Below are 13,415 nucleotides of genomic sequence, written 5' to 3'. Positions count from 1 at the left end.
GCCGATCGCACATGCCCCTGGGCGGGGCAACGATCCCCGAAGGAGTCCTACTCGCTGGCTGGGGCCTCGCCCCCTGCGCGCTGATCACGAATCGGGAAGGTCACCGGTGAGGGACGCGCATCGCACTCCTGACCGTGCAGTTCTTCTGGGAGCAATGCCCAGGCGATGGCCCCATCGCGACCGCAGTACGACGGGTCCAGGTGAAACGTGGTCCGTGTCCCGCATGGCTGAGAGGTGGCGAACTCCTCCCAGGTGCCGATCGCTGCCGTCCCAGTCAGTTCCTGGCGATAGCCCCGCCCGTCGAGCCGCACCTCGACAACCGTACGAACGCTGAGGGCCGCTGCGGCCGCTGGCACCCATCTCTCCTTGTCAATAGGGGAGTCGAGGAATCCAGGAACGGGCCTACCGTGCTCGTCAGCGATACGGTGCTGATCATCCTCCACGGTGAAGCTCAGGTCCGATCCGATCTCCACGCTGATCTGGCCATGCGTGCCGTCGCGGTGGTGCAGCGCATCCCAGATCACCTGCTGAAGAACCTCCGTCGGAAGCTCAGGGCTGTCCCTGCCGACCCGGAAATACATCGCCGGATGCGCCCGCACGTGCTCTTCGAAGGTGAGGACCTGGTTTTGATCAGCCGTGTAACGCTCCACAGACCCGATCATGACACTCACCCCCGGGAATCCATATGGACTACCGCCAAGGCGTGGGTGATGGCACGCGCGCTTCCTGCTGCTTTTCTATCGGCGCTTCGTTGTGCGGCGCCAGCCGAACGGGCCCGGCAGGTCCATCGACGTGGTGCGCCGGCCGGTGCTGCTGTGCGTGCGGCGGGGGCCGTGCCGGCCGCCTGTGGTGAGGGACCACGAGCGCTTGTTGATGTTCAGCCGTACCCCGGGAAGTATCCTGAAGCTCTTGCGGAACGTGAGTGGCATGGAGTCCTCCTTATGTCCGTCACCGGGTACCCGCGCAGGCCGATTTCGACCCGACTCGCGAGGCACGGCTTCGTGCAGAGCAGATGATCGATCAACTCGCGGCCCGCTACGGCCCACCGCGACAGCCGGGCCTCCTCCCCGGCCAGCTCCTTCTTGAGCAGCGACGCTATGAACCGCCCCTTCATCCCGCGGCCGACGCTCACCAACCCGCAGCAAGAACGGGCAAGTTGACGGCCAGTTCATCCCACACCGCAGGTGAGCATCACCAAACGGGCAGCCGAATCCAGCCCACCCCGCACTTCCGCACCTGTGCGAGGATCGCCCCGGAACCCGAAGACGCAGCACGACGGGAGGCGCACATGAACAAGATCGGCCACTACGTGAAGTTCCGCACGCAGCCAGGACGGCGCGATGCCCTGGTCAAAATCCTCCTGCAGGCCGCAGAACGCACCCAGGATGTCCCCGGGTGCGAGCTGTACATCGTCAACACCACCCCCCGCGAGGACGACATCGTGTGGGTCACCGAAATTTGGGCCAGCGCGGCCGACCACACGGCCTCACTGTCCGCGCCCGGAGCCAAGGAACTCATCGGGCAAGCCCTGCCACTGCTGGCAGGACCACCCGAGCGGATCGACCTCCACCCCGCCGGAGGAACCGGCCTGCACACCTGAAAACTCGGGCAGCGATCATCGCAGCGCAGGCCGCCAGGCGCCCCCTAGCCGCACAGCCCCCACGCTTGGGGCCCGCCGCCCGTACGGCGCGCCCTACCCGCGCGCATCCAGGCCCAGGACCCGCACCACCACGCCGCATCACGTGAACGGTGAGGAGAGCTCAAGACGTCCACGGCCCGGCAAACAATGACGGCGGGGCAGGTTGCTCATTCATCTCGTAGCCAACTGTGAAGGAGAGCCTCTCGGCGCCGCGAGGGCGCGGCCGGGCTGGCGGGAATCCACGCGTTCAGGGCCGCAGCGGCAACACTCGCGACACGGGCCGCCCACCGCACGGCAGTTGAACGCACCGGCGCCTCACTCACGCGTAGATCCGTGACCTCGGTCCAGGACCATTGCAGCGGACCGGGTCCGAGGACCTGCGGTCCTGCGGAGGTGAGAAGTACGCCAGGTGCCGGCGGGACGGGGGACATACCCAGGTAGGTCTCTGTGGACTGAATCCAGAACAGACCGACCATGGTGCCAAGGTCCTGCGCGTGTTGCTGGGGCGGCGTGGATTCCAATGTCGGCTCCTTGCTGCTGGTGGCGGCCGCCGACGGCGGACCATGCGAACTTGGATGGCCGCATGGGCGGCGCGGTTGTGTTTGAGTCACGTATCGGGTGCGGGTTGCTGGGCGCGGGTGCACATCACCGGCGCCTGAGCGCCGCGCGAAGGAGGCCGGCGCGAACGCCCGGCTCTGAAGGCCTGCCCGTGCCAGCCCGTCCTGAAGGGACAGGGGAGAGCGCACCGCAGCCTTGGCCCTCAGTCTCCTTCGCTGGACTGTGAAGAGCTGTGGGCCAAGGCCCGGGCCGAGGGACGGCGCGTGGAAGAGCCCGGTTGCAGGCCGGCCTGGCGAAGGCCGAAGGTGCTGCTGAGCCGTGCGAAACAGGCAGACGCCGACCTCACCCGCGCTTGACTCCGCGGGGTCGACGCCATGCCCGCTCAGGCCGGGTCTTCGCGTACACCGACCCCCGCGACGCCCTCCTGGTCGTCGGTGTTGACCTCACCACGGCCTTCGGGCTGAGCGCCCGTCAGCTCCTGTCGCACATACCCAAGCCACGGAACTGTCCGCACACCTGGGCAAGTCCGCGGGCCGACAACCGGGTCACAGAGTACGAAGCCGGCGGTGTGCGGTCTTTGGTGAATGCACCCGGCGGGCCATGACTTTGTGCGGGCGCGGAGTGTGGCGTGCCGGGGCCAAGACGGGAGCGTGGCCTGCCGGCGCCAAGGTCGAGGACGCCCGTTCCGGTGTGACTCGGGCTGGTGTACATGTCTCTCGCGCGCTGGTGCCCTTGTGCCCTGTGATGGGTGTGAATGGGTGGGGTGGCAGGGGGCGACACCGTGACAGCATCGTGGATGTGGGCGATAGTGGACGTCGGTGCCGCGGGGGTGCCTGGTGCGCGCCGGCGCCTGCTTGCTGCGTGAGCACGTCCGCACGGGGCGATGACGGTGGGTGGGTAGGTGCACGAAGCGGTTTCTGCTGCGCGGTTCGACTCTGGAATGCTTCTCCGCAGAGCTGACCGGGGGATCCGGACGCTTGCACTGGTGGTGTTGGTGGCAGGGTTTGCCGGTCTGTGTTCCTTTCTGTTTCCGCGTGCGACGAATACCGCTGAGTTCCTGCGCGATGCCCGCAGCGGGCAGGTCTCCGTTGTCGATGTCATCGGATCCGACTCGGGTCGCGCTCGTGTCTCGTGGTCGACGGGTTTTTTGCAGGACAAAGAGCTGAGCTATCCAGCTGACCCACTGCAGCCGGCAGTTACGCAGTTCTCGGCGAGTGTGCGGGGACAGACCGGTGCGCAGGGGGATGGGATCGTTTTTAGAGAGAGGGACAGACTCGAAGAGTTGGGGGTTCTGGACCTCTTGGTACCCCTGATGTATTGGCGGGTGATGCCGTACTTCGCTGTTCCCGTACTGATCTGCTGTGCAGGAATCCTGGTCACGATCCATTTTCGGGCGAAGCGCCGATCTGTCAACGCGGGGTACTGGCTTGTCGCCTCGATGATTTTCGCGTTCGGTTTTCCTGCATACCTCTGGTCGGAACCCGAGCCGCTCATCAGGTTCCGCAGGCAAGGCGCGGTGTCGATGGCGGCGCCGATGCGTGGCTGGCGCATCGCGGGAGGGGTCTTGACCTGGCTTTTGATCGGAAGTGTCCTGGCCTTCGCCCTGACGCTCAGGTAGCTTGGCCGGCCGATAGGTCGCCTGCAGGTGCTCTCGGCTGCTGCCAGGGGGGCTGCTGTCCAGCGGCGAGGATATTCCTCGAGGCAGGGGCGAAGCCCCGCCCTTGTTGGGGTGCGGGCCGGCGCGTGCGTGAGGTCAGGGGCTGATCCAGTCGATGAAGGATTCTCAGCTGTCATCGGACATGGCCAGGAGCAGGGCCGGTGGGGTCTGTGCTGTCGCGTATCGGGTGAGGCCCGGGTGCGCGAGGTGATCGTGATCCCATGGCGCTCACCGAAGGCCCGGCAGTCGGACCTGGTCATGCCGGCGACGGTGACGGGTTGAGACGATCGGCGCAAGACCTTCGAATCCCACCAAGATCGCCAATCTCTGCGCGGTATAGCAAGGGGTGCCAGCGCTGTTCTGCTTGTGGCAGAGCAGCGGCCACACCAGGCTTGGCGATCACTACAGTCCAGGTCTTGTGACGACGACGATGATTGCGGCGCGTGTGGTGGAGTATGCGGCTGATGGTTTGACGATGGTCGGGTATCTCGCGCTGCCGGCCGGTGCGGGCCCGCGACCCGCGGTGCTGGTGGGGCCAGAGGGGATGGGGCTCAGTGACGTCGAGCGCCGCCGGGCCGATGCGCTGGCCGAGCTGGGATATGTGGCGCTGGCCTTTGACCTGCACGGCGGGCGCTATCTGGCCGACCCCGAGGAGATGTTGGGCCGATGCCTGCCGCTGCTAGATGATCCTGAGCGGATGCGCGAAATGGGACTGGCGGCGCTCGAGGTGCTGCGCGCCGAGCCGCGCACCGATCCCGACCAAATCGCGGCCGTCGGCTACGGCACCGGTGGTGCGATCGCGCTGGAACTGGGGCGCGCCGGGGTCAACTTGCGCGCGATCGGAACAGTCAACGCGCTGACCACGGGCCGGCCGGGTGAGGCGGCGCGTTTGGGCTGCCCGGTGTGGGCCGGCGTCGGCTCACAAGATCCGATCATGGGGCCCGCGCAGCGGGAGGCGTTCACCGCCGAGATGCAGGGCGCGGGTGTGGACTGGCGCCTGACGCTCTATGGCGGCGCCTTGCACGCCTTCCACCACCCGCCGGTCGATCACCAGGTGGTTCCCGGTGTCGGCTATCACCCCCGCCACGCGCAGCGCGCCTGGGGTGATGTCCTTGACCTGCTCGCCGAGTGCCTGCCGGTGACCAGGGACGGGGGGCGTGACCCGGGTGGGCATGCCGGCTCCGGGCAATGAGGGGGCACGTGCTTCAAGGCGGTACAGCACGCGCGCATTAGGGGCTCGCTCACGCACGGCCCTGGCCGGCCAGGGCGTGTGATGGACCGGTGCGTTTGTGCCGCTCGGCCCGGCGGCTCCCGATGGCTTCCCCGGCGTTTGCTGCAGCGTGCTGGTTGGGACAGCGCACGGTGGTGATGTATTCATTTGTCGGCTTGGCCACCCAAGCCACGGCCTGACCACCACCGCCGCGGGGGGGGGCCCGCCGGGTGAGTGGGTCCGGGGCACGCGGACCGTGTGCAGGGCGCCTCTGCCGGCCCTACCGGCAGGAACCCGCACCGGTCGGGGTGCGACTGCCGCGACTTGTGCACTCACCGATGCCGCAGTTTGCGGACCCGCGGTGCGGTCATGCCACGTGTTCAATGTGCTGACGTGCGTGGTCGGGGCTGATGGCCGGGTGGTCGGGGTGGTGGTGCGGACGGTGGTCGGTATCTACCACCGGCACGCTTCACATGGGTCGTTGCCCACCCTTCCTCGTGGCGCCGTAGGGGAGCGGGTGCGGCGCCTGGCCTTTGCGGCTGGTGCTGGCCGATGTGCTGACCTGGGTGGTCGGGGCTTACGGCCACGTGGTCGGGGTGGGCCCGAGGATGGTGGTCGGTATCTACCACCCGCTCCAGGTCGCCTTCGGTACCTTCTCCCCGAGGCCACCTCCGGCGCGGGCAGCGGGTCGTGGCGATCGGGCGACGGATGGGCGCGCAGCGGCCCCGGGCGGAGCGTCGGCATCGGTCATCGCGCATTGGCCGCTCGTCGCTCATCGCCCGTTGCCCGTTGCCCGCTGCTCATCGCTCATCGCTTGCGCATCGTCCGTTGCCCATCGCTGTCGCTGTCGCTGTCGCCTTCGTCCCTCGTCCGACGGCCAGCGCCGTGGCGGTCACTCCAAGGCAGAGGGCGATGGGGGCGCCGTGATGGGTAGGCGCTGCCGGCTATGCATTGTCGGCGGACGGAGGCAGATATGCCGTGGGTGGTCGCTGTGTGTGCATTCCTCTGACCTGCGTGGTCGGGGCTGAGGATCCTGCTGGGCGGGGGTGGCGTTGTGGGCGGTGGTCGGTATCTACCACCGCCCGGTCGGCTGCGTCGGGAGCGGGTCGCCGGATCTGGGCCGACGGAACGGGGTGGGTCACGTCCTGCGAAGTGGTGTAGCGACAAGGACGGTTCGCCGTGTCCTTACCGGTGAGCGCCATGTGTAAGACGCACGGTTACACCACTCGGCGGGACATCGCCACGGGGTGCGCACCAGACCTCGTGGACGTCGCCTGCGCACGGCCATCGGGATGGGCGGGCGGTCATCGGTCACGGCCCAGTTCGCCCGTCGCTCATCGCCCAAGTCGCCGGCCGCTCACCGTTCATCGCTCATCGGTCACGTCTGGCCCTCGCCGTCGCCGTTGCCCATCGCCATCGCCATCGATGGCGATGAGCAATGGCGACGGCGAGGGCACAGATGCCGGTCGGTAACGGGGCTGTCTGCCCTGTCGTTGAGCGGATGTGGCTTCCGCTGCTGGGGGTGGCCCGTGGTCGGGCCGACCACCGTGACCGGGGCGAGTTGTGACCTCTTCGTTATCGTGGACGGGGTCAGTGGTCGACAGTCTGGTCGGCCCTGGCGGGTTGCCTCAGAGCATGAACCCCGGACACTCCCAGCTTCACCAGCCTTTGGCATGCCACAGTGGCTCCTCGTCCCGTACGCACCGGCGCCGTTCTGCCCGAAGCACGGCGGTGAGCGGGTACGGCGTCGGGATCAGGCGCGGCGAGATGGCGGGCGAGCGTTTCACGCAGATCGCCAACGCGCTGTTCCGGGGTCCGCGGATCTTGTTCAAGGCCAAGGGGATCTTCGGGCTGATCTCGACGCACCGCGACGGGTGGTGGATCACGCTGTCCGAGTTCGCCCGGTGCGGTCCTGAGGGGCGTAGCGCGGTGCGCTCAGGACTCATCGAGCTGGAGGCGTTCGGATACCTCACATCCGCGAGCGCGAGCGGTGTGAGGACGGCTCGCTGGGCGAGGTCATCTATGCCGTTACCGACGTTCCGGCGCACCTGTACGACCTGCTGGGTGGGGAGGCGCCCGCCGCGGCCGTCATCGCGCAGAGCCGCAGGTCGCAACCAGAGTCCGGTTTTCCTACGTTGGATTGTCCAACGTTGGGTGATCGCCCACCAAAGAACACCAGTCTTAAGAAGACCATCAACCAGAACACCAACTCCGTCCGTCCGTCCGTAACGCGCGCGAGCGCGAATTCGACGTACCGCCTCCCTAGCCGCCGCCATCCCGGGGCAGGGGGACAGGAGCTAACGCCAATTGCGCACAGGCCCTTGAGCCCGTCGGACGGTGAGCGGCTGCTGCGGGCGATCGGTGCCCGCCGGCCCGACCTGCTGCTAGCCGGTCAGGTGCTGACCGATCAGGGCCGCGTTGCGGGGGAGTTGCTGGAGGCGGGCTGGAGGGCCGGGCAACTGGATCACGTCATCGCGGACCGGCCGTTGCCCAGGCAACGCACTGGGCGCGAAGAGCGTCAAGACCGGGCCAGGCCTCCGGTGGCGGAGCCCCGCGGCAAGGTCGATGCCGGGATGCTGCTGGGGGGCGTCTGCGTCCAGTTGGAGGGCCTGGGCGACGGGGCTGCCGACCGGGACAACGCTTCTTCGCACGTGGCCAGGGCGTTCAGGGGCCGCCGTCAGCTGGCGAAGATCGGCGTAAATTTTGTCCACCTGCCGCCGCGCAGTCCGGAGTTGAACGACATCGCACCGGTCTGGCGCCACGCGAAATACCAGGACGGCCCGCAACGCGCCCGGACCAGCATCGACGCCTTCGGCGAAGCCGTCGACCGGCCGCAAGGATCTCCGTCACCCGTCTCCAGCAGGCGATCTCACGGTTTCTTCGGGCTCAGTTGTTGGCTGCCAATGCGGTCTTGGTGCCGTGTCATGGCGCGCGTTAGGGGAGGGCTCATCGCGGGCTCAGGAAGGGGGGGTTCAGCGCCGCACCCCGGTCGAGGACAGGACGATGAGCAGAATACCGACGAGGCCGATGCAGAGGGGGAGGCCGAGCCAGAGCGTGTGCAACCGGACGCCGACCCAGGGCGACTCCTTGACGGCACAGTACTCGGTGCGAAGTTTGGCGGGCGGCGCCGAACGGAGAACTCCCTTTTGTGCTTGGCATCGCGCGGGCCGCGTTCCGGCGATCGCGGTCAGCACCTTGCGGTTCCCACGCCGGCGATGACCTCCCCCCAGGGGGCGAACCGATGCTGACGGCACCCCCACCGGTACAACTCCCGTAAAGGCTCCACCGGATCTCCCCTGGCGGACGGTCTGCCCTCCACGTCTTTGTCCTGTCCGTGGAAAAAGAGCGCCCTGAGTACGTCACAGCTCTTCCGGGAGCAGACCAAGGCCGCTAACTTCCTGTGATGTACCGGTCAACTCCAAGAGAGGGCCGATCCGCAGTGGCGCGACGGCGCGCGCCGAGTTCTCCCTCCGCACGTCCTGTTCAGGCTGTTCAGGCCTTCACCCCCCAAAGGGAGGCACCCGTGCGCAGACGCATGCCCAGATCCACGAGAGCTCCAAGACGCCCCGGCCCCCGCCACCGACTCCTCGCACTGCTTGGCTCCGTCCTGCTCGCCGCCGGCGCCCTGACACCGGTCGCGGTGGCCGCAGAACCCGACAAGGCAGCGGCGGCAGAGGAGTTCCAGCAGGTCACCCTGGCCAAGGGCGTGGCCGAGACCGGCGAGCCCATGACCATGGCCGTCCTGCCGGACCGCTCGGTCCTGCACACCTCACGCGACGGAACGCTGCGGCTGACGGATGCCGCCGGCACCACCAAGGTGTCCGGCAAGCTCGACGTCTACAGCCACGACGAGGAGGGCCTGCAGGGCATCGGCGTCGACCCCGGCTTCTCCTCCAATCGCTTCGTGTTCCTGTACTACGCGCCGAAGCTGAGCACGCCCGGCGGCGATGCCCCGGCCGACGGCACCGCAGCGGACTTCGCCCCCTTCGACGGCGTCAACCGGCTGTCCCGCTTCGTCCTCAAACAGGACGGCACCCTCGATCTGGCCAGCGAGAAGAAGATCCTCGACGTCCCTGCCTCCCGCGGCATCTGCTGCCACGTCGGCGGCGACATCGACTTCGACAAGGCCGGCAACCTCTACCTGTCCACGGGCGACGACACCAACCCGTTCGCCTCGGACGGCTACACGCCGATCGACGAGCGCGCCTCGCGCAACCCCGCCTACGACGCCCAGCGCAGCGCCGGCAACACCAACGACCTGCGGGGCAAGATCCTGCGCATCAAGGTCAACGCGGACGGCTCGTACTCCAACCCGTCCGGCAACCTCTTCGCCCCTGGCACTGCGAAGACGCGACCCGAGATCTACGCGATGGGTTTCCGCAACCCGTTTCGGATGAGCGTCGACAAGACCACCGGGATCGTCTACGTGGGCGACTACGGCCCCGACGCCGGAACCGCGAACGCCGGCCGGGGCCCCGCGGGCCAGGTCGAGTTCGCCCGGGTCACCAAGGCCGGCAACTTCGGCTGGCCGTACTGCACCGGCACGAACGACGCCTACGTCGACTACAACTTCGCCACCAGCACGTCCGGCGCCAAGTTCGACTGCGCCGCGCCCAAGAACACCTCCCCGCGCAACACTGGACTGACCGATCTGCCCCCGGCACAGGCGGCCTGGATCCCCTACGACGGTGGCTCGGTGCCCGAGTTCGGCTCCGGGTCGGAGTCCCCGATGGGCGGGCCCGTCTACCGCTACGACGCCGCGTCGACCTCCGACGTGAAGTTCCCCGAGGCTTACGACGGAGACTTCTTCGCCGGCGAGTTCGGCCGCCGGTGGATCAAACGCATCGAGCAGGCGGGCGATGGCACCGTGCAGTCCATCAACGCCTTCCCGTGGAGCGGTACGCAGGTGATGGACATGGCCTTCGGGCCGGACGGCGCGCTGTACGTCCTGGACTACGGCACGGGCTACTTCAACGGTGACGCCAACTCCGCCCTGTACCGCATCGAGCACGTCACCGGCGGGCACGCCCCGGTGGCGCAGGCGAAGGCGAACGTGACCTCGGGGAAGTCGCCGCTCGCCGTCGCCTTCTCCTCCGCGGGCACCTCCGACGCCGACGGCGACGCACTGACCTACGCGTGGACGTTCGGCGACGGGGCGACCTCCACGGCGGCCAACCCCTCGCACACGTACACCGCGAACGGCCAGTACACGGCGACCCTCAAGGTGACGGACTCCACCGGCAAGTCGGCGACCGCATCGGTGCAGATCACCGTCGGGAACACGGCGCCGACGGTCAAGGTCGAGCTGCCGCTGGACGGCGCGATCCACGATTTCGGCGACGCGATCCCGTTCAAGGTGACGGTGACCGACCCCGAGGACGGCACGATCGACTGCGCGAAGGTCAAGGTCACCTTCATCGTCGGCCACGACAGCCACGGCCACCCGCAGACCTCGGCGACCGGCTGCTCGGGCACTCTGCAGACCCTGGCCGACGGCGAGCACGACCCCAACGCGAACATCTTCGGGGTCGTCGACGCCGAATACACCGACAAGGGCGCGGGCGGTCAGCCCGCGCTGACCTCCCACCACCAGCGCATCGTCCAGCCGAGCCACCGCCAGGGCGAGCACTACTCCACGTCCTCGGGGGTGCAGATCGCCAGCCACACCCCGGCGCACGGCGGCAAGACGGTCGGCTACATCGACAACGGCGACTGGATCTCCTTCACCCCCTACGCCCTGTCCAACGCCACCAAGTTCACCGCCAGGGTGTCCTCGGGCGGTAGTGGCGGCACGATCGAGCTCCGAGCGGGCTCGGCCACCGGGACGCTCCTCGGCACGGCCACCGTGCCGGTGACCGGCGGCTGGGAGACGTTCCAGGACGTGACCGCCAACCTGAGCAACCAGCCGGCGGCCTCTACGGCCCTGTACCTCGTCTTCAAGGGCGGCTCCGGCTCACTGTTCGACGTCGACGAGTTCTCCTTCACCACCGGGACCTTCGCCCCTCGTACGGGACAAGTGAAGGGGGTGAACGGCAAGTGTCTGGATGTCCGGGGTGGGGGGACTGCGGATGGGACGCAGATCCAGATTTATACGTGCGGTACGTCGGGTGCGCAGCAGTGGACGGTGGCTGCTGACCAGACGCTGCGGGCACTGGGCAAGTGCCTGGATATTTCTGGTGGGGGGAGTGCGGACGGGGCGAAGGTGCAGTTGTACGGGTGCAACGGTTCGGGTGCGCAGAAGTGGGTGGCGCAGTCCGATGGCACGGTCCGCAATCCGCAGTCGGCCAAGTGCCTGGACGCTTCCGGCAGTACCTGGAACGACAGCACACCGGTCCACCTGTGGACCTGCCATGGCGAGGCCAACCAGCGCTGGACGCTGCCGTAACCGGACGGAGGTGCACCGCATCATGCGCAACACACCTGCCCCACGCCCACGCCTGCTCAGCCGAACCGGAGCACGGACCCTGCTCGCCCTGTGCGCGGGCTCGGCTCTGCTCCTGAGCCCGCAGGCCCTGGCGCAGCCCGCCGAGCGGACGGCCCCCGCCGCCGCACAACAGCGGACGGCCCCCGCCGCCGCGCAGCAGGCGCGCGCCGCCGCCGACCCGGCGTACAAAGTGCTCGTCTTCTCCAAGACAGCGGGCTTCAGGCACTCGTCGATCGACGAGGGCATCACGGCGCTGCGCAGCCTCGGCGCGGCAAACAACTTCACCGTCGACGCGACCGAGAACGCGGCGGCCTTCACCGCGGGCAACCTTGGCCAGTACAAGACGGTCGTGTTCCTCTCCACGACCGGAGACGTGCTCGACAGTGCGCAGCAGACCGCGTTCGAGGGCTACATCAAGGGCGGAGGCGGATACGTGGGCATCCACGCCGCCGCCGACACCGAGTACGACTGGCCCTTCTACGAAGGTCTCGCCGGCGCGCTGTTCCAGTCGCATCCGGCGATCCAGTCCGCCAAGGTCCAGGTGGAGGACCGCGCGCACGCCGCCACGGCCCATCTGCCGACGACATGGCAGCGCACCGACGAGTGGTACAACTACCGCTCCAATCCCCGCACATCGGCACACGTGCTGGCCTCGCTCGACGAGTCCAGCTACTCCGGCGGCAGCATGTCGGGCGACCATCCGATCGCCTGGTGCAAGGACTACCAAGGCGGACGGGCCTTCTACACCGGGGGAGGTCACACCGAGGACTCCTACACCGACGCCGCGTTCACCCGGCATCTGCTCGGCGGGATCCGCTGGGCCGCGGGCATGACGGAGGCGGACTGCCGGGCGGAGACGGGCTACACCCCGCTGTTCAACGGATCCTCCACCACCGGCTGGAAACAGGCGGGACCGGGCGGCTTCACCCTGGCCGACGGGACCCTGACCTCGCACGACGGTCTGGGCATGCTCTGGTATCAGGCGAAGGAGTTCACCGGCGACTACAGCCTCAAGCTGGACTGGCGGATGGCCGGTGACGACAACTCCGGCGTGTTCGTGGGCTTCCCGGCCTCCGACGACCCGTGGTCGGCAGTGAACAACGGCTACGAGATCCAGATCGACGCCACGGACTCGGCCGACCGCACCACGGGATCGGTCTACGGCTTCAAGTCGGCCGACGTCGCGGCCCGCGACGCCGCCCTGAATCCGCCGGGGGAGTGGAACACCTACGAGCTCCGAGTCACCGGCGAGCGGCTGGAGATCTTCCTGAACGGCCGGAAGATCAACGACTTCACCAACACCGACCCTGCCCGCAGCCTGAAGCAGGGTCACATCGGCCTCCAGAACCACGGGGCCGGCGACGACGTGGCGTTCCGCAACGTGCGCATCAAGACATCGGGCACACCACCGACCACCCCTCGTACGGGACAGGTGAAGGGGGTGAACGGCAAGTGTCTGGATGTCCGGGGTGCGGCGAGTGCGGATGGTACGCAGGTTCAGATTTATACGTGCAGTACGTCGGGTGCGCAGCAGTGGACGGTGGCTGCTGATCAGACGTTGCGGGCGTTGGGCAAGTGCCTGGACATTTCTGGTGGTGGGAGTGCGGACGGGACAAAGGTCCAGTTGTACGCGTGCAACGGGTCGGGTGCGCAAAAGTGGGTGGCGCAGTCGGACGGCGCGCTGCGCAATCCGCAGTCGGCCAAGTGCCTGGATGCTTCGGGCAGTACCTGGAATGACAGCACACCGGTCCACCTGTGGACCTGCCACGCAGGCCCCAACCAGAAGTGGTCTTTGCCGTGACCGTGACCGTGACCGGGACCGGGCCGAGGCAGGACCGGTGCGCCGTGCCGGGCTCACCCGCCTGATCGGACGCAGGGGAATCCAGGCGATCGCGCCGTCCGTGCCGGACCGGGCACGGGCGGCGCT

General features: G+C 68.1%; 7 protein-coding genes. 5 read left to right on the top strand and 2 right to left on the bottom strand.

What is annotated here, in order from left to right; genetic code table 11:
- Positions 1-47 precede the first annotated feature (47 nt).
- Positions 48-662, bottom strand: coding sequence for a hypothetical protein (locus AB0I66_RS34740; RefSeq protein ID WP_363212361.1), 615 nt, complete (start codon positions 660-662; stop codon positions 48-50).
- Positions 663-737: 75 nt separating this feature from the next.
- Complete coding sequence (locus AB0I66_RS34735; RefSeq protein ID WP_160502320.1) at positions 738-929, bottom strand: DUF4236 domain-containing protein; 192 nt, start codon at positions 927-929, stop codon at positions 738-740.
- Positions 930-1,288: 359 nt separating this feature from the next.
- Between AB0I66_RS34735 and AB0I66_RS34730 the strand changes: the two genes are divergently transcribed.
- From AB0I66_RS34730 to AB0I66_RS34710, 5 genes are all read left to right on the top strand, one after another.
- Positions 1,289-1,600: a putative quinol monooxygenase gene (locus AB0I66_RS34730; RefSeq protein WP_363212006.1), complete on the top strand. Its 312-nt coding sequence runs from the start codon at positions 1,289-1,291 to the stop codon at positions 1,598-1,600.
- Between the two features lie 1,582 nt (positions 1,601-3,182).
- Entirely contained in the window at positions 3,183-3,815 is a 633-nt protein-coding gene (locus AB0I66_RS34725; protein ID WP_363212005.1) for a hypothetical protein, read from the top strand.
- Between the two features lie 469 nt (positions 3,816-4,284).
- Positions 4,285-5,046 carry a dienelactone hydrolase family protein gene (locus AB0I66_RS34720; RefSeq protein WP_363212360.1) on the top strand — a complete coding sequence of 254 codons (762 nt, stop codon included), beginning with the start codon at positions 4,285-4,287 and terminating at the stop codon, positions 5,044-5,046.
- 3,553 nt (positions 5,047-8,599) lie between these two features.
- Positions 8,600-11,449 (top strand): PQQ-dependent sugar dehydrogenase, encoded by a 2,850-nt coding sequence (locus AB0I66_RS34715; protein WP_363212359.1) that lies wholly within the window; start codon positions 8,600-8,602, stop codon positions 11,447-11,449.
- A gap of 22 nt (positions 11,450-11,471) precedes the next feature.
- Positions 11,472-13,289: a ThuA domain-containing protein gene (locus AB0I66_RS34710; RefSeq protein ID WP_363212004.1), complete on the top strand. Its 1,818-nt coding sequence runs from the start codon at positions 11,472-11,474 to the stop codon at positions 13,287-13,289.
- Positions 13,290-13,415: the final 126 nt, after the last annotated feature.

Origin of the sequence: Streptomyces sp. NPDC050439, from assembly GCF_040655335.1 — a bacterium.
Lineage (GTDB): Bacteria > Actinomycetota > Actinomycetes > Streptomycetales > Streptomycetaceae > Streptomyces.
This window is presented reverse-complemented; position numbering and strand designations above follow the sequence as displayed.

Excerpts from the sequence above, each read along its gene's own strand:
- AB0I66_RS34740 (WP_363212361.1), bottom strand. The coding sequence starts at position 662 with ATGATCGGGTCTGTGGAGCGTTACACGGCTGATCAAAACCAGGTCCTC.
- AB0I66_RS34735 (WP_160502320.1), bottom strand. The coding sequence starts at position 929 with ATGCCACTCACGTTCCGCAAGAGCTTCAGGATACTTCCCGGGGTACGG.
- AB0I66_RS34730 (WP_363212006.1), top strand. The coding sequence starts at position 1,289 with ATGAACAAGATCGGCCACTACGTGAAGTTCCGCACGCAGCCAGGACGG.
- AB0I66_RS34720 (WP_363212360.1), top strand. The coding sequence starts at position 4,285 with ATGATTGCGGCGCGTGTGGTGGAGTATGCGGCTGATGGTTTGACGATG.
- AB0I66_RS34715 (WP_363212359.1), top strand. The coding sequence starts at position 8,600 with ATGCCCAGATCCACGAGAGCTCCAAGACGCCCCGGCCCCCGCCACCGA.
- AB0I66_RS34710 (WP_363212004.1), top strand. The coding sequence starts at position 11,472 with ATGCGCAACACACCTGCCCCACGCCCACGCCTGCTCAGCCGAACCGGA.